We start from the raw sequence: 16,559 nt of genomic DNA, 5'->3' as shown, positions 1-16,559 counted from the left end.
GGGCTGGGCTGCCCGCATCGCCGCCCTTGATCGACCGCTGATTACACGATGCCGCTGATGGCTTTGTGAAGCGATGCCGGCGAGACGGGGCATGCGGGTTCGGGGCAACGAGGGAGGATCGCCATGCGGATTTCTGTGGGAATGGATGTCGCCAAGGCGATCCACTGGGCCTGCGCCGTCGATGAGGCGGGCCGGACGCTGCTCGACCGGGCGGCGGAGAACACGTCGGAGGGCATCGCCGCCTTCGCGGCCGATCTGCGCAGGCTTGGGGGCGAGCCGGTCCTCGGCCTCGACGTGGTGGGCTCCTTCGCCCATTTCCTCGGAGCGCCGCTTCTGGCCGAAGGCTTCGGCCTCGTCCATGCGCCGGGCTTCGCCGTCAACAGGGCGGGCCAGAGCTTTGCCGGGGAAGAGCGCAAGTCCGATCCGCGCGATTCCCGCATCATCGCCGACCTGATGCGCACCCGCACGCTGCGCCCGATCCTGCCGGACGACGAGGCGGTGACGGCGATCCGCCTCGAGGTCGGCCGCCGCCGCGACCTGATCGAGGAACAGACCCGGCGCATCTGCCGCCTGTGCGGGCTTCTGAGCAGCATCCATCCGGGGCTCGAGCGCGACCTCGACATCACCTGCAAGGGGCCGCTGGTCCTGCTGACCCGCCACGTCACGCCCGCCGAGAACCGGCAGGCAGGGAAGCGGCGGATCATGGCGCATCTCGCGAAGACCCCGCATGTGCAGGGTGCCGGGGCGCTGGCCGAGCACGCCCTTGCCGCGGCGCGTGCCCAGATGCTCGCCGTGCCTGGCGAGGCGGTCATGGCCGAACTGGTGCGCGAACTCGCCACCGAGGCGCTCGAGGCGCGCGTGAAGATCATCCGCCTCGACCGTGACCTCGCGGCCCTGCTTGCCGTCCAACCTGACGGCGCCCTCATCCGGTCGCTGCCGGGGATGGGGGTGGGGGCAGTGTTTGTGGCAGAGTTCATCGCCTGCGCCGGCGACATCCGGCGCTTCCCCTCGGCCGATGCTCTGGCCTCCGCTGCAGGGCTTGCGCCGGTGATCCGGCAGTCGGGCCAAAAGGCGGGCTGGCGGCGCACCTACGGCGGGGACGAGGCCCTCAAGCGCGTCTTCTACCACGGCGCCTTCTGCGCCGTCTGCCGCAACGATCCGCTCTGCAAGGTCTTCTCCGACCGAAAGCGCCGCGAGAGAAAACACCACACCCAAGCGCTCATCGCCCTGGCACGCCGACGCGTCACCGTGCTCTGGACCATGATCCAGCGCCGAAAGACATACGATCCCCTCATCAAAGCCGCTTGATTTACGCATTACGCAGCCCTCTTGATGTCGCGCAGAGCGTTCTCCAGTGTGTCGAAGCTGGGACGGCAATGTTCCGGCACCGCCTGCCGTCCGACCTCGACACAGAGCGAGGTTGCGTGCTGGTGCAAGCCCGCAACGAGGACCGACTTGATCACGTCGTAAAAGCCCATGTCCTGCTTGACGACCGATCCCAACCGGTTTGCCAGCGGCCCAACGAAGCCATAGGACAGGAAGACTCCCAGGAACGTGCCGACCAGCGCCCCGCCGATCATTTTTCCCAGCACGGGCGGCGGCTGATCGATCGAACTCATCGTCTTGATCACACCCAGAACGGCCGCAACGATCCCCAGGGCGGGCAATGCATCGGCCATGTTCTGCAAGGCGTGGGGCACATGCATCTGTTCCTCGCGCAGCGCGGCGATGCGACGCGACAGCATGTCCTCGACCTGATAGGGATCATCATAGTTCAGGCTGGCCGAACGCAGCGTGTCCGCAATCAACGACGCAACTTCATGGTCGGCGACCAGACGAGGGTAGGCCAGAAAAATCGGGGATTCCTTTGGTTTTTCTATATGTTGTTCAAGTCCGACCGGATTCTCGCGCGCCAGCTTGAGCAGCTGGAACAGCAGGCACAGCACGTCCTGGTGGTCCTGTGCAGTCCATTTCGGACCCTTGAAGGCGCGGATGATGCTGGACGGCGTCGTCTTCAGCGCATGGCTGTCATTGCCCAGAAGATAGGCCCCTGTCGCGGCACCCATGATCATCATCATCTCAAAGGGCAGCGCGTGCAGGATCACCCCCATCTTGCCGCCTGCCAGCAGGTAGCCCCCAAAGACCATCGCAATGGTGAAGATGATACCGACAATACCGAACATCTCTGGTTCCTTTACCGGTTTCTGACGCTGCGCGCGCCCATCTGCGCGGTGAGCAACGCGGCTTGGGCCGGCTCGACAGCGGCGATGATGCGTGCACCCGTTGCAGGCTGCACGCGCATCAGGATCTCGGCCGCGAAATCGGGCGGCAGGTTGGTGAGGATCGCGGCGGCCTCGGCCGGTTTCATCTGGTCATAGACCGCGATCAGGCGCTCGATGTCCTCGCGGATTGCGGCGGTGGCCCCGTCGCGGCGCGATCGCGTGCCGTTCTGATGGCTACGCAATTCGACAAGCCTCTCGCGCAGTGTTGCCTCGGCCGCAGCGATCTCGGCCTTGCGGGTATCGAGAACCTGCATGTAACGCTCGATCCGCAGGGCGCGGTCTCGCAATTCGCCCGCAAGGGCGACGGCCTCGGGGACATCACCGCAACCCCTGAGGAGTTCATCCTGGGCGGCCACAGCGGCAAAGAGGTCGCGAACTTCGAACCGGGCGGCCATGGCGACGACAACCGGCGCCGCAAAGGCAAGCGCCAGAACAGGAAGGATGCGCCTAGCCATGGCTCACCTCCTGGCGCTTGCGGCGGCGGCGCAGAAGCTGTTCGGTCTCGCCGGCAGCAGAGGCGGGCGGGTGAGACGCGGAATCCGCGGGCATCGTGGCGGCAGCCGCGATCTTCTGGCGCAGTTCCCACAAGGCGCGTTCGCGGCGCGCGGCAGCAACCTCGCCGGCCAGCGAGCGGCTGGCGGAAGTCGCCTCGTCGCGGGCGGCGCGAATGGCTTTTTCAAGGCGGTCAACCTCGGCTGCCATGACGGCTATGGCGCCGCCCAAGCCAGTTTCCAGGTCGTTCAGCCGGCGCAGCCTGCGCGCCAGCGTGACGCAAAAGATCGCAAGTCCAAGACAGGCAAGAAGAAGGCCCCCCTGCAGAAGATGATCAATGCTCATTTGAAGCGGAACTCCGTGATCAGAAGGTCGCGCACGGATTCTTCGCCCAGGACGAGCCGAGCGCGCGTGACAAGTTCGGCGCGGATCACCTCCAGCACGCCGCGCCGCTGATAGGCCGCCGGATCGACGCCCGAGAGAAAGGCCGTGAACAGGTCCGAGATGCGCGGCATCAGATGCTCGACCTGGGAACGATGGGCGGCGTCGGTCTCGATGACAGCCTGCACGATCAGGGTGCGACTGTTCGGGCCCGGCACGATCACCTCGACGGGTGGGATGTTGACGAACTCGACCGCAAAAGACGCGCCCTTGGCCGGCGCAGCCTCGCGGTGAAGCAGCGCCGATGGCGACCAGAACCCCAGAAAAGTCGAGCCGAAGCCGGCCCCGGCAAGGACCAGCGCCGCGATGATGGCAAACATCATGCCGCGAAATCGCGGCGGGTTGTGCTCGGGGTGGGTGATGGCGTTGGCCATGGTGATTCTCCGTCCTGACAGGACCGGAATACCAAGGTGCCACTAACCAATTCTTAAGCCCGGCCATGTCATGAGGGTCGGGACAGACAGAACGTGCTGATTCGAGAGGATTGGTTTTGCAAAAACTGCAGGACTACTGGAACGAGCGAAGCTCGCAACAAAGGCTGCTTCTGGTGGCCGCATTCGCGGCGACTTTCATTGCTGTCGCCTCGTTCGCCTGGCTGGTGAACCGTCCGGGCATGGCGCTGATCTACGGCGGGCTCGATCCGGCACAGGCCGGCGAGGTAATCGCCGGGATCGAACGCGCGGGCGTGGCTTATGAAGTTCGCGGCGATGCGATCTGGGTCGAGGCGACGCAGCGCGACCGGCTTCGCATGGATCTGGCGGCGCAAGGGCTGCCCGCAGCCAGCAGCACGGGATACGAGTTGCTGGACGGAATGACCGGCTTTGGCACGACCTCGCAGATGTTCGACGCAGCCTATTGGCGCGCGAAAGAGGGTGAACTGGCGCGCACGATCCTTGCCTTGCCCAATGTTCAGGCCGCGAGGGTCCATTTGGCGGTCGAAAACGGGCGCGGTTATCGACGCGACCAGAATGCCAGCGCCTCGGTTACGCTGACGACCTCGGGTGGCGCGATCAGCCGCGAACAGGCCGCAGCGCTGAAATATCTGATCTCATCCGGGGTACCAGGCCTGCAGCCCGACCGCGTGACGGTCATCGATACGCAGCGCGGTATTGTCGCCACCGGCGAGGATCAGTCCGGCGCTGACCGCGCGGCCGAGATCAAACGCAATGTCGAGCGTATCCTGGAACCCCATGTCGGCATCGGTAATGCCATCGTCGAGCTGAACCTCGACCTCGTGACCGAGACCGAGTTGCTGACCGAACAGCGATTCGATCCCGATCAGCGTGCGATGATCTCGCAGGTGACCGAGGAGACATCGGATCAGAGCACCTCAAGCGGCGCCGGGGCAGTCACGGCGGCCTCGAACCTGCCTGACACCCCGCAGCAACCGGGCGACAACAGCCAGAGCGCGCGGCAGGAAAACCGGCAGCAGCAGAATTTTGAAGTCAGTCGCGTCACGCGCGAGGTCTCTCGCCAGCCGGGGGCGACGCGTCGCATGACGGTTGCCGTTCTGGTCAACGGCACTGCTCAGGCCAATGCTCAAGGCGAAACGGTCATTGTCCCGCGCCCCGAGGCGGAACTTCAGGTTCTGCGCGAATTGGTGGCATCGGCGGTGGGCTATGACGAGACCCGGGGAGACCAGATCACCGTCAAGTCGTTGCCCTTCGTTGCGCTTGGACAAGAGGGAACACTGGCCCGACCATCCTTGATTGATCGTCTCAACATCGACAACCTGGTACGGCTGGTGCTGATCGGCGTGTTTCTTCTGGCGGCGTTTCTGCTGCTTCTGCGCCCGATGTTGCGCAATCGTCCGGAACCCGGGGCGCCGCGTTTGCCCCAACTGGATAACAGCCCGCCTATCCCTGCGCCAACTGGTGGTTTGATGGCTGATGATATTCAGTTCAGCCCTGCTCCGACGCCGATCGAGCCGATGCAGTCCATATATTCCGATCCGCTGCAATTGCCTCCGGCAGATCCGGTGTCGCGGTTGCGCGGCATGATGCGCGAGCGGCACGAGGAAAGCGTGAAGATCCTCGCCGGCTGGATCGCGGAAAAGGAGAAAGCACATTGAGCCTTGCGATGTTCAAACTGGAATCCTTCTCGTCCCAGCCCGAGCAGATCACACCGGGAGAACAGGTCTTTTCCCGCGATGCCGTCGATCAGGCCTACATGGACGGCTATAGCGCAGGGCAGTCCGACATGCGCGAGGCGCAGTTGGCCGAACTGTCCCAAGCGATCACGATGCTGGCGGCCAGCCTTGCCGATGACGAGGCGCGGCGCGCCAACTTGCGGGCCGAGGCCGTTGCCGTGCTGATGCCGCTCTTGTCGGAGATCCTTGATGTCATGGCGCCGGTCGGGGTCTCACAGCGCCTCGAACAGGCGCTGTCCGCCGAACTCGCGCGGCTGGCTGAGCGCGCGGCGCCTCTGCGCGCCCGTATATCCTGCGAGCAGGGTCTGATGGCGATGGTTCGCGACCTGCTGGACCGCCACGGCCTCGACGCGATCGAGATCGAGCAAAGCCAATCCGCGCAGGTGATCATCACGCTGGAAGGCGGGCGGATCGAACTGGATCCCGAACGGACCGCGGCCGAAATCGCCGCCCTCATCGCCGAGATTACCCAAGAGAGCGCATCATGGAAGCATTGAAAAACCTGATCGACACAGACAGCATCCAGGTCGAAATCACGATCCGGCTGGGCCGCACCCGCCGCACGGTCGCCGAGCTGTCGCGGATGAAGCCCGATGACGTGCTGATCCTGGATCAGCCTATCGAGGACGGGGTCGAGATCTGCGTCGGCGACAAGGTCATCGCCCGAGGCGAGTTGACCGGCGACGACAGCGGCGAGGACAGGCTCTGCGTCCGCATTCTCGGCACGACAGGGTTGGCATGAAATCGGCCTTTCTGCTGCTGGCCCTGCTGATACCCGGCGCGGCCGCAGCGCAGGATCCGGGCGCCGGGCTGGCCGAAGGATTGGGTGCCGGACTGGGGCAGAACGCCGTGCTGCTGTTGCTGGCGCTGACCGCCCTGTCGCTTGCGCCTGCCCTGGCGATCATGGTAACGGCCTTTCCCTTCATCGTCACTGTGCTGTCAATCCTGCGGCAGTCCATCGGGCTGCAACAAGCGCCGCCCAACATGCTGATCATCAGCCTGGCGCTGTTTCTGACCTGGTTCATCATGGACCCGGTGCTGCGGGATGCGTGGCAGGCTGCGGGACAACCACTCCAGGCCGGAGAGATCGGCATCGCCGACGCCTTCGACCGCGGGATCGAACCGTTCCGACAATTCATGATGGCACGCACAAACCCCTCGACTCTCGCCGGGCTGGCCGAAATCTCGCCGGGGCAGGGCCAGCCTCAGGACCGGCTATCAGTCCTTGTCCCCGCGTTCATGCTGTCCGAGATCCAGCGCGCCTTCGAGATCGGCTTTCTGATCGCCCTGCCCTTCCTGATCATCGATCTGGTGGTGTCGGCGGTGCTGATGTCGATGGGCATGATGATGCTGCCACCGGTGGTGGTGTCACTGCCCTTCAAGCTGGCCTTTTTCGTCGCGGTGGATGGCTGGACGCTGATCGCCGCCGCGCTTGTGCGAAGTTACCAATGACATCAGGCACGCTTCGTCTCAAGCGCTTCGACGCCAAGGACAGACAGCACCTTCTCCACAATGTGCTGGGCGTTCAGTTTCGATATGTCATACATGGCGGCCGGCACGTCATGATCGACGAAGCTGTCTGGCAGCACCATCGAGCGGAACCGCAGGCCACGATCGAACACCGCTTCATCGGCAAGCAGTTGTGCAACGTGGCTGCCAAAACCTCCGACTGCCCCCTCTTCGATCGTGATCAGCGCATCATGCCGCGCTGCCAGATCCAGGATGAGGTCGCGGTCCAGCGGCTTGGCAAAGCGGGCATCCGCAACGGTCGGCTGGATGCCGCGTGCCGACAATGCCTCTCGTGCGGCCATGACCTCGGACAGGCGCGTGCCAAACGACAGGATGGCGACGCCCATGCCTTGGGCGATCATGCGACCCTTGCCGATAGGCAGGACGTGACCCCGTTCGGGCAGATCGACGCCGGTTCCTTCTCCGCGCGGAAAGCGGAACGCGATGGGGCCGCTGTCATGGGCGGCTGCGGTGGCCACCATATGCATCAACTCAGCCTCATCCGCGGCGGCCATCACGACGAAGCCGGGAAGGTTCGCGAGAAAGGCAATGTCATAAGCGCCCGCATGCGTCGGGCCATCCTGCCCGACAAGACCCGCGCGGTCGATGGCGAAGCGCACGGGCAGGTTCTGGACTGCGACATCATGCACGATCTGGTCATAGCCGCGCTGCAGAAAGGTCGAGTAGATCGCGCAGAAGGGCTTCATGCCTCCAGCGGCCAGACCCGCGCAGAAGGTCACGGCATGTTGCTCGGCGATACCCACATCAAAGCAGCGGCGCGGGAAACGCTGCGCGAACTGCTTCAATCCGGTCCCGTCGGGCATGGCGGCCGTCACGGCAACGATCCGCTCATCTCGGCTGGCCTCGTCGATCAGGGATTGCGCAAAAACCGAGGTATAGCTGGGCGCGTTCGACTTTGCCTTGGCCTGAATGCCTGTGATCACATCGAACTTGCCGGTCGCATGGCCGCGATCTGCGGCCTCTTCTGCGGGTGCGTAACCCTTGCCCTTTTTCGTGACGGCATGGATCAGGACCGGCCCCGTTGCGCGGGCCTTGACGGTCCTCAGAAGCGGCAGCAACAGGTCCAGATCATGCCCGTCAACCGGCCCGACATAGGAAAAGCCCAACTCCTCGAAGAGGGTGCCGCCGATGGTCATGCCCTTCAGCATTTCCTTGGCGCGGCGCGCGCCTTCCTGCAGCGCCTCGGGCAGCAGACCGACCGCGCCCTTGGCCGCAGCCTTCAATTCCTGGAACGGACCGCCCGTATAAAGCCGCGTCAGATAGGACGACATGGCGCCGACCGCAGGCGCGATCGACATTTCATTGTCGTTCAGGATCACGATCAGCCGCTTGCCCAGATCCCCGGCATTGTTCAACGCTTCATAGGCCATCCCCGCGCTCAGCGCGCCATCCCCGATCACCGCAATCGCATCGCCCGGATCGCCGCCCAGTTCTCGGGCCATGACGAAGCCCAACGCAGCCGAAATCGAGGTCGAGGAATGGCCCGCCCCGAACGGATCGTAGGGGCTTTCGGATCGCTTGGTGAAACCCGCCAGCCCGCCGCCCTGACGCAGCGTCCGGATGCGGTCGCGCCGCCCTGTCAGGATCTTGTGCGGATAGCATTGATGTCCGACATCCCAGATGATCTTGTCGCGCGGCGTGTCAAAGACCGCGTGCAGCGCCACGGTCAGCTCGACCACGCCAAGGCCGGCGCCCAGGTGTCCTCCGGTCACGCTGACCGCACTGATCGTCTCGGCCCGCAATTCATCGGCCAGTTGCCGCAATTCGCGGTCGTTCAGGCCCTTGAGATCCGAAGGCAGGCTCACCCGGTCCAGCAGCGGCGTCTTGGGTCGGTCTGTCATGGATGGTCCCCTCCCGGACGGGCGTTTTCAGGTGTCGCGCTCGATAACGAAGCGCGCCAGGGCGCGCAAGTTCCCCGCTGTCGCACCATACTGCGCCAAGGCGGCTTCGGCTGCGGTCACATGGTTTTGCGCGGCGATGCGCGCCCCATCAAGCCCCAGCAGCGAAACGAAGGTCGCCTTGCCCGCCGCGTCGTCCTTGCCCACGCGCTTGCCGGTCCTCACCTCATCCCCTGTCACGTCCAGGATGTCATCGGCGATCTGAAAGGCCAGCCCCATCTCGGCGGCATAGCGGTCCAGCGCGGCGGGATCGTCGCCCGCAATCAGCGGCCCGGCTGTCGCGGCAAAACGGATCAACGCACCAGTCTTGCCGCCCTGAAGACGCATGATCGCCGCCAGGTCAAGCGGCGTCGGGGCGGTCTCGGCTTCGATATCCAGCGACTGACCCCAGACCATCCCCTGGGCCCCCGCAGCCCACGCGAGCGAGGCGACCAGCCGCAGCCGCGCCTCGGCCGCCCCGATCGCCGGATCGGTCAGCAGCCCGAAGGCCAGCGTCTGCAGCGCATCGCCCGCAAGGATGGCCGTCGCCTCGGACCATTTCACATGCACCGTGGGCTGACCCCGCCGCAGGTCGTCGTCATCCATTGCCGGCAGGTCGTCATGGACCAGAGAATAGGCATGCAGCGCCTCGACGGCCGCCGCGACGGGCAGCGCAGCCCTGTCTGCAATCCCGTGCAACCGAGCCGATTCCATCACCAGAAAGGCCCGCAGCCGCTTGCCACCCGAGACCGCGTAGCGCATGGCATCGGCCAAGGCGCCGCTTGGCAATCCGTCAATGGCATGGTCAAGCGCGGCCTGGACCTGCACCTGAACGGCGCCCAGCCGATCCTGCATCACAGCCCCTCGACCGGTTCCGTTCCCGTCGGCTGGCCATTCGCGGCCAGGGTGATCTTTTCGACCCGCTCCTCGGCCTCGCGCAGCCGCGCCTCGCAATGGGCGCGCAGGGCGGCGCCGCGCTCGTATAGCGCGATGGATTCCTCCAGCGTGGCCTCGCCAGTCTCCAGCTTGCCGACCGTGGCCTCCAGCTCGCGCATGGCCTCCTCGAAGGAGAGGGTGTTGATATCGCTCATCCAGTGGCCTCCATCAGCGTCATGACATGGGCACGCACAGACCGGCCCAGGGCTGGCAGATCATAGCCGCCTTCGAGGCAGGATACCACAGGCGCCCCGCAGCGCGCCGCCATGTCGCAGATATCACGTGTCAACAGGGCGAAATCCTCCTCGTCCCAGTCCAGACCGGCCAGCGGATCGGCGCCATGCGCGTCGAACCCGGCCGAGATCAGAACAAGTTCGGGCCGATGCGCGGCCACCGCCGTCAGGGCGCGCGCCCATTCGCGCCGCGCAAAGGCGCCGTCGCTGCCCTCTGGCAGCGGAATGTTGATCACCTGCCCATGCGCCCCTCTCTCGCTGACCGCGCCGCTGCCGGGATAAAGCGGCCTCTGATGGCTCGATACGAACAGTGCCCGCGCCTCGTCCCACAGCAGGTTCTGCGTCCCATTGCCGTGATGCACATCGAAATCCAGAACCGCCACGCGCGGCAGGCCGTGATGATCCAGCGCGCGCTTGGCGGCAATCGCCACCGTGCCGAACAGACAGAACCCCATCGCGGTCTCGCGCTCGGCGTGGTGACCCGGCGGACGCATGGCGACGAAGGCGCGATCGGCCTCGCCGGCCAGAACCGCGTCCACGGCCGCGCAGGCCCCTCCGACAGCGCGCAGAGCCGCTTCAAGCGATCCGGGCGATTGCCAGGTATCGGCGTCCAGCATCCGCACCCCGGCGGCCGGCGCCCCGTCGCGCAACCCGGCCAGATAAGAGGCAGGATGACAGCGCAGCACTTCCTCGTCGGCACAGAGAGGGGCCTCGCGCCAGTCCAGAACCAGCCCATCAAGCGCCCGGATCACCGCCGCATGACGCGCCACCTGTTCGGGATGCCCCTCGGGGGTCTCGTGTCCAGTGGCGGCCTTGTGGCTGTATGCGATCACGCCCATCCGCATGTCCCTTTCGTTCTGTGCAAGCCTAGAGGCCTGTCCAAAGCGCTACAACCCCGCCCCTTTGCCTTGGCCGAAACATTCCCCCCAGGGGGGCGCAGGACGGGGCAGCACCTCCTATCCGGACCGACATGCAAAGCCACATTCAAACGGTCAAACGTCGCCCATCATGCCCGGCAATGCGCAGCGTCAGCAAGGCGCCCTCGGGCTGATCCTCGCCAAGGACGACTTCGGTGAACTGCTCGGTGCGGCCGAGGCGCGGGCTCTCGGTCAGGATACGATGGGTCCGACCGCGCTGCGCCTCCAGATGGTGTCGCAGGGCCGCATCACCTGCCGCGCGCAGACGCGCGGCACGCTCCCGGATCACCGGGCCGGGCACGGCAGGCATACGAGCAGCGGGCGTGCCCTTGCGGGCCGAAAAGGGAAAGACGTGAAGGAAGGTCAACCCGCATTCCTCGACCAACTTCAGCGAATTCTCGAACATCGGCTCGGTCTCGGTCGGAAAGCCTGCGATGATGTCTGCGCCGAACACCATGTCCGGGCGCAGCCGCCGCGCCTCCTCGCAAAAGGCGATGGCATCATCGCGCAGATGACGGCGCTTCATCCGCTTCAGGATCATGTCGTCGCCCGCCTGCAGCGACAGGTGCAGATGGGGCATCAGGCGCTTTTCGGTGGCGATGGCCAGCATCAGGTTTTCGTCCGCCTCGATCGAGTCGATCGACGAGATCCGCAGTCGCGGCAGGTCCGGCACCAGCCGCAGGATGCGCATGACCAGATCGCCCAGACGCGGCGTGCCGGGCAGATCGCCCCCCCAAGAGGTCAGGTCCACCCCGGTCAGCACGACCTCGTTGAAGCCACGCCCGACCAGCCGCCTGATCTGCTCGACCACGACCCCCGCGGGGACCGAGCGCGAGTTGCCCCGGCCATAAGGGATGATGCAGAAGGTGCAGCGATGATCGCAGCCGTTCTGGACCTGCACATAGGCCCGGTGCCGCCCGAAGCCGTCGATCAGATGGCCCGCCGTTTCCCGGACCGACATGATGTCGTCCACGACGACCTTTTCCGTCTCGCCGATCAGGTCGGGGGCGCGCAGGGATGCCCAGGTCTCGGGCTGCATCTTCTCGTGATTGCCGATGACCTTTGTCACTTCCGGCATGGCGGCAAAGGTCTCGGGCTCGGTCTGGGCGGCGCAGCCAGTCACGATCACCGGCGCGCCCGGATTTTCGCGCGACAGGCGGCGGATTTCCTGGCGCGCCTTGCGCACGGCCTCGGCGGTGACGGCACAGGTGTTCACCACCACGGCACCGGAAAGGCCCGCAGCCTCGGCCATCTCGCGCATGGCCTCGGTCTCGTAGGCATTCAGCCGGCAGCCGAGCGTGGAAAAGACCGGTGCTTTCGCGGGCGCGCTCATGCGGCAAGCCATTCGGGTGTCAGGCGACCCTCGAAGACAATGGCGGTCGGACCCTCCATCCAGACGCCGTCCTGACGCCAGTCGATCATCAGAACGCCCCCCGGCACCTCGACCCGGACGCGGCGATCCGTCAGCCCGCGCCGCGCCGCCGCAACCGCCGCCGCACAGGAGCACGACCCCGAGGCCAGCGTCAGCCCGGTGCCCCGTTCCCAGATCCGCAGCCGGATCGCGTCGCGCGACAGGATCTGCACGATCTCGACATTGGTGCGCTGCGGATAAAGCGGGTGATGCTCCATCTCGGGGCCAAAGCTGGCCAGATCGACCGAGGCGGCATCATCGACAAAGAACGTCACATGCGGGTTGCCCATGCCGGTGGCAACCGGGTCGCCCGCGATGGGCAGATGGTCGATATCGACATCGCGCGCCAAGGGGATCGCGCGCCAGTCCAGCACCGGGTTCCCCATGTTCACCCGCGTCAGCCCGCCCCCGGCGTCCTCGGCCAGCAGGACACCGTGATCGGTCCGCAGCCGCAAGTCCGAGACGCCGCCCTGGTCCATCAGCCAGCGCGCGACGCAGCGCGTCGCATTCCCGCACGCCGCCGAGAAAGACCCGTCGGCATTCCAGAAAACCAGCCGCGCATCGGCATCGGCACAGTCCTCGATCGCCGCCATCTGGTCGAACCCGACGCCCCGGTTGCGGTCCGCGATCCGCGTGACAAGGCCCGCATCGGGCCGGGCCAGGCCGCCGCGCAGGTCCAGCACCACGAAGTCGTTTCCAAGGCCGTGCATCTTCAGAAAGGGCAGGCCGGTTTCAGGCGGATGTGTCATGACCGCGATATAGGCCCGCGACAATGATTCCGCCAGCACGATCATTTTTCGCTTGACGCCATCGGCCACCGCCCCTAGGTAGCGCATCGTGTTGAGCCCATAGCTCAGTTGGTAGAGCAACTGACTTTTAATCAGTGGGTCGCAGGTTCGAATCCTGCTGGGCTCACCACTTTTATCCAAGAAATCAGAAACTTGGCGGCCTCGCAGAGTATTGCGTTCACATACGGGCGGCAAAAAGGTGGCGGTCCTAAGTTTCCAGATGCTCCAACCACGAGGCCGATAGCAGGATGTTCTTGGGCAGATCCTCCGTGACCTCGTGCAGCATGATGCCCTAGGGCAGATGCCAGCGGCCCGGCGCGTCGTCAGTCCCGGCGAAGGCCCCAAGACCCAGCCATTTGCGCTTGCACAGGTCGTAGCTGACGCGCGTGGATCCGGCTAAATCCACACGGCGGGCTGATGCCTCTCTGTCGTCCGCTTGGTGATACGCAAGGCATGTTGTGTGCCTATATATATCGCCACACCCGACCAGATCATCCTATTTAAACTATTGAAAAAATTACGTAAAACAGGATTATAAACTAATGCAGAATCAGTTGACCCGCCCGGATAGACCGAAAGAGGATCGCAAAGGGGGGTGGGCGGTCGAGAAAACCGGCTTCAAAAATCGGGGGTTATTATTATTGTATTTATTGTTATTGAGGATCATCCCCTTGAAAAGACGGCGGTTTTCTGGGAAGCTCGGCGGATTCCGCCAGCACCTCTGGACCCATCCAAGAGCCCCCTAAAACCCCAGCAAAACGGCCACCTAAGGACTCCAAAACGTGCAACGGTGGAACTCTCAGCGTAATAGACCAAAGAAGGTTTAAATGAACCACACCCTGTCGCAGCTAAGGCAGGCCCTATGGCAAGCCGAAAACGGTGCCTCGGGAGAGGGCCAGGATTTCAACCCGCAGGCTGACCGCATCGACACGCTCGTTGCGTCCCTCCGCGAGTTCGAGCTTGGGGACATAGACATTACGGGTCTTCGTGAGGTCTTCGCTTGGGGGACTCCCAAGGGTTTCAACCTCGAAGCCTTCATCCAAGACCAAATCGAAGCCGGGAACTACCGCAAGGAAGCCTTGGAGCCTTGGCCTGATGAAGAACCTGAGGATTTGGGATCCAACGTGGTGCCGATCCGCTAAACCTCGAAAAGTGTATCACCAAACGGACGTAGGGTGAAACCTAGAGTCCGTGCTTTGGACTGATCCAAAGGAGATACACTCGTGGCGCTCGAAACCGTCACCCATGTCAGCGATCTGGTGGTTACGAACCCCACGGCCACCGATCCCGCCTCTCAAGGCGACGACCATATCCGCAACATCAAGAGGGGCATCAAGAACAGCTTCCCGAACATCACGGTAAGCGCTACGGCGTGACCCTATGCGGCCATGCTTGACGGCTGGTTGAAGCGCCATGGCATAAGGTCTTCAATGCCGCTTTGCGGGTGGCCGTCGAGGATGGCGCGCAGGGTGGCGGCGATGTAGTCGACCGGGCTCATGTTCGACATCTTACAGGTGGCGACCAGCGAGGCCAGCATGGTCCAGTTCTCGGCGCCGATTTCGTTCCCGGCGAACAGCGCATTCTTTCTTGTCAGGGCGATGGGTCTGATCTGGTTCTCGACCGGGTTGGTGTCGAGTTCCAGCGTGCCGTCATCCAGGAAGCGGATCAGGCCTAGCCAATGCCCCAGCGTGTAGCGGATGTCTTCGGCCAGCTGGGATTTCTGTGGGATCCGCGAGAGCTGGGCTTCCAGTCATGGTTTCAGTGCGGCGATGATCGGTGCGGAATGCTCACGCCGGGCGGCGAGGCGCACGGCAGCTTCCTTGCCGCGCACGGATTTTTCGATCTGATAGAGCAGCGCGATCTGGCGCAGCATCTCTTCGGCGATGGATGAGCCATCGCTCTCGAAACGTTTCACGAAGCGGCGGCGGACATGCGTCCAGCAATGGACCAGCTGCCACGGGCCAGTGTCGCGCGCGATTTCCGTCAGCGCGTTGTAGGACTGATAGGCATCACATTGCAGGAAGCGGCCCCGATACCCGGCGAGGAAGTTCAGCGGGTGCGCCTTTCCCCGGCCGGGGGCATAATGGAACAGCACGATGGGCGGGCCAGCACCGCCATGGCCGCGATCATCGGACACGACGGCCCAGAAGAAGCCGCTCTTGGTGGCCTTTCGCCCCGGGTCCAGCACCGGCGCGCGGGTTTCATCCACGAAGATGCGGTCTGCGCCGCGCAGATGGGCGCGCATGTGGTTGATGACGGGCATCAGGAGGAAACAGGCGCGGCCGACCCAGTTGCCGAGCGTGCCCCGGTCCAGGTTGATGCCTTGCCGCTTGAAGATTTCGGTCTGCCGATAAAATGGCAGGTGGTCACCGAACTTCGAGACGATGATCCAGGCGATGAAGAGTTCCGTGGGCAGCCCGCCGGGCACGACATGTTCGGGCGCATGCGCTTGCGCCACGGCCTGCGAGCAGCGGCGGCAGGCGTTCGGGTATTCCTTCGAACCAGTGGCAGTCATACCCTCACTTCGGGCGCCGCGTGACCAGCACCCGGAACTGGGCCGGGATCACGTCCAGCCGTTCGGACACATCCTCGCCGATTCTGGCCATCTCGCCGCAACCGCAGGGGCAGAGCGTGCTGGCAGGCTCGATCACGCGCTCGACCCGGGGCAGATGGGACGGCAGGTGCCCGCGATTGCGCCTGGGCTTGCGAGGTTCCTCGCCGCGTGCCCGCTGCATCGCTGCTTCGGCCTTCTCCTGCGCCGCCTCAAGCACGCCTTGGGCGAACTCGGCATCTTCGAGGGGAAGGTTGAACTGATCGGGTGACAGCTTCTCGGAGCTTTTGCCGAACTTTTCGCGCTGCGCCGTGCGCAGGATATCCTGTAGCCGCCGATTGGCCTCTTGTGTCTCGGCCAGCGTCGCTTCCACCTCGGCGAGGCGGGCTTTCAGCAGAGCATTTTCGCGCGCAAGATCAGCGGTTTCCATGAGGGAAGTGAATCACAGGATGCCCTGTCAGGCCAGTAAAAACAGGCCTTTCTGCACAGTTTACGGTCACCCCGCCACTGACCTGCCCCCAAGAGTCCTGGCCATTCAAAAGGAGAGTTTGTTCTTATAACGTTCGTAATAAAAAGGAGAACAGATGATGCGCAAATCAGGTTTTACCGAAGAACAGATTGTCGGGGTTTTGCAGGGGTATGGTTCAAGCGTTAAGCGATTGATCCGGGGGATCAATCGTTGCGCAGAATGAACCGGGTCCGGCTCAGGCTTATCAAGCCCGGCCAGACCGCCACGCACGGCTCAGAGAGCGCCTGATCACCTTGTCAGGCAAGCACAGGAGGTATGGCTATCGCATGCTGCATGCAAAACTCGTCCGCGAGAACTTCCGCGTGAACGTGAAGGTGGTCGAGCGCATCTACCGCGAAGAACGGCTGTGGCTGCGGCGCACCAAGCGCAAGAAGATCCCGCGCGAGGGCCGTGAAGGGGCCTGGTGCCCGATTGCGCCCAAGC

18 protein-coding genes, 1 tRNA gene and 1 pseudogene are annotated in these 16,559 nt (G+C 64.3%); 9 read left to right on the top strand and 11 right to left on the bottom strand.

The genetic code is table 11. The features are described 5' to 3' along the window. The first annotated feature begins 123 nt into the window (after window positions 1–123). Window positions 124–1,308 (top strand): IS110 family RNA-guided transposase, encoded by a 1,185-nt coding sequence (locus KY389_RS01915; protein ID WP_219829046.1) that lies wholly within the window; start codon window positions 124–126, stop codon window positions 1,306–1,308. Between the two features lie 8 nt (window positions 1,309–1,316). Here the strand turns inward: KY389_RS01915 and motA are convergent, their stop codons facing one another. From motA to KY389_RS01895, 4 genes are read right to left on the bottom strand one after another with little or no spacing between them, the layout of a single operon-like run. After that, window positions 1,317–2,183 carry a flagellar motor stator protein MotA gene (gene motA, locus KY389_RS01910; protein ID WP_219829045.1) on the bottom strand — a complete coding sequence of 289 codons (867 nt, stop codon included), beginning with the start codon at window positions 2,181–2,183 and terminating at the stop codon, window positions 1,317–1,319. An 11-nt stretch (window positions 2,184–2,194) separates the two neighbouring features. Then, entirely contained in the window at window positions 2,195–2,737 is a 543-nt protein-coding gene (locus KY389_RS01905) for a MotE family protein (protein WP_219829044.1), read from the bottom strand. Continuing rightward, window positions 2,730–3,119: a hypothetical protein gene (locus KY389_RS01900; RefSeq protein WP_219829043.1), complete on the bottom strand. Its 390-nt coding sequence runs from the start codon at window positions 3,117–3,119 to the stop codon at window positions 2,730–2,732. The genes KY389_RS01905 and KY389_RS01900 overlap by 8 nt, the downstream gene beginning before the upstream one ends. Continuing rightward, a complete protein-coding gene (locus KY389_RS01895; RefSeq protein WP_219829042.1) occupies window positions 3,116–3,589 on the bottom strand; it encodes a flagellar basal body-associated FliL family protein in 474 nt (157 codons plus the stop codon). The genes KY389_RS01900 and KY389_RS01895 overlap by 4 nt, the downstream gene beginning before the upstream one ends. A 173-nt stretch (window positions 3,590–3,762) precedes the next feature. Here KY389_RS01895 and fliF point away from each other — a divergent pair, with 173 nt between their 5' ends. Genes fliF through fliP form a run of 4 tightly spaced genes read left to right on the top strand, consistent with a single transcriptional unit; the run spans window position 3,763 to window position 6,816 of the window. Continuing rightward, entirely contained in the window at window positions 3,763–5,286 is a 1,524-nt protein-coding gene (gene fliF / locus KY389_RS01890) for a flagellar basal-body MS-ring/collar protein FliF (RefSeq protein WP_343222887.1), read from the top strand. An 8-nt stretch (window positions 5,287–5,294) separates the two neighbouring features. Continuing rightward, window positions 5,295–5,861, top strand: a complete 567-nt coding sequence (locus KY389_RS01885) for a hypothetical protein (protein ID WP_219829040.1) — start codon at window positions 5,295–5,297, stop codon at window positions 5,859–5,861. Then, a complete protein-coding gene (locus tag KY389_RS01880) occupies window positions 5,849–6,106 on the top strand; it encodes a FliM/FliN family flagellar motor switch protein (protein WP_219829038.1) in 258 nt (85 codons plus the stop codon). The genes KY389_RS01885 and KY389_RS01880 overlap by 13 nt, the downstream gene beginning before the upstream one ends. Further along, a complete protein-coding gene (fliP, locus tag KY389_RS01875; RefSeq protein WP_219829036.1) occupies window positions 6,103–6,816 on the top strand; it encodes a flagellar type III secretion system pore protein FliP in 714 nt (237 codons plus the stop codon). The genes KY389_RS01880 and fliP overlap by 4 nt, the downstream gene beginning before the upstream one ends. Window positions 6,817–6,818: 2 nt before the next feature. Here the strand turns inward: fliP and dxs are convergent, their stop codons facing one another. The 6 genes from dxs to dapF form a co-directional block, all read right to left on the bottom strand. Next, entirely contained in the window at window positions 6,819–8,735 is a 1,917-nt protein-coding gene (gene dxs, locus KY389_RS01870; RefSeq protein WP_219829035.1) for a 1-deoxy-D-xylulose-5-phosphate synthase, read from the bottom strand. Window positions 8,736–8,762: 27 nt separating this feature from the next. Next, on the bottom strand, window positions 8,763–9,626 hold the full coding sequence (locus KY389_RS01865; protein ID WP_219829034.1) for a polyprenyl synthetase family protein: 864 nt from the start codon (window positions 9,624–9,626) through the stop codon (window positions 8,763–8,765). Then, entirely contained in the window at window positions 9,626–9,862 is a 237-nt protein-coding gene (locus tag KY389_RS01860; protein WP_219829032.1) for an exodeoxyribonuclease VII small subunit, read from the bottom strand. The genes KY389_RS01865 and KY389_RS01860 overlap by 1 nt, the downstream gene beginning before the upstream one ends. Further along, entirely contained in the window at window positions 9,859–10,779 is a 921-nt protein-coding gene (locus tag KY389_RS01855) for a histone deacetylase family protein (protein ID WP_219829031.1), read from the bottom strand. Before KY389_RS01855 ends, KY389_RS01860 begins: the two co-directional genes overlap by 4 nt. A gap of 145 nt (window positions 10,780–10,924) precedes the next feature. Continuing rightward, on the bottom strand, window positions 10,925–12,190 hold the full coding sequence (mtaB, locus tag KY389_RS01850) for a tRNA (N(6)-L-threonylcarbamoyladenosine(37)-C(2))-methylthiotransferase MtaB (RefSeq protein ID WP_219829030.1): 1,266 nt from the start codon (window positions 12,188–12,190) through the stop codon (window positions 10,925–10,927). Then, window positions 12,187–13,137 carry a diaminopimelate epimerase gene (dapF, locus tag KY389_RS01845; protein ID WP_219829029.1) on the bottom strand — a complete coding sequence of 317 codons (951 nt, stop codon included), beginning with the start codon at window positions 13,135–13,137 and terminating at the stop codon, window positions 12,187–12,189. The genes mtaB and dapF overlap by 4 nt, the downstream gene beginning before the upstream one ends. Here dapF and KY389_RS01840 point away from each other — a divergent pair. From KY389_RS01840 to KY389_RS01830, 3 genes are all read left to right on the top strand, one after another. After that, window positions 13,111–13,186, top strand: a tRNA-Lys gene (locus tag KY389_RS01840). The two genes, dapF and KY389_RS01840, sit on opposite strands and share 27 nt — an antisense overlap. A 697-nt stretch (window positions 13,187–13,883) precedes the next feature. Further along, the gene (locus KY389_RS01835) at window positions 13,884–14,198 is read left to right on the top strand and encodes a hypothetical protein (protein WP_219829028.1); all 315 of its coding nucleotides are present in this window, start codon (window positions 13,884–13,886) and stop codon (window positions 14,196–14,198) included. 81 nt (window positions 14,199–14,279) lie between these two features. Further along, entirely contained in the window at window positions 14,280–14,432 is a 153-nt protein-coding gene (locus tag KY389_RS01830; protein WP_219829027.1) for a hypothetical protein, read from the top strand. A gap of 2 nt (window positions 14,433–14,434) precedes the next feature. Here the strand turns inward: KY389_RS01830 and tnpC are convergent. Beyond that, window positions 14,435–16,037, bottom strand: a pseudogene (gene tnpC, locus KY389_RS01825) (IS66 family transposase). Window positions 16,038–16,369: 332 nt separating this feature from the next. Here tnpC and KY389_RS15790 point away from each other — a divergent pair. Continuing rightward, window positions 16,370–16,559 (top strand): IS3 family transposase (locus tag KY389_RS15790; RefSeq protein WP_425517133.1); only part of this gene is annotated, 190 nt, incomplete at its 3' end.

The sequence above is a fragment of the Paracoccus bogoriensis genome (assembly GCF_019431455.1).
GTDB lineage: Bacteria > Pseudomonadota > Alphaproteobacteria > Rhodobacterales > Rhodobacteraceae > Paracoccus > Paracoccus bogoriensis.
The sequence above is the reverse complement of the archived record's forward strand: the minus strand, read 5'-3'. Positions and strand labels throughout refer to the sequence as shown.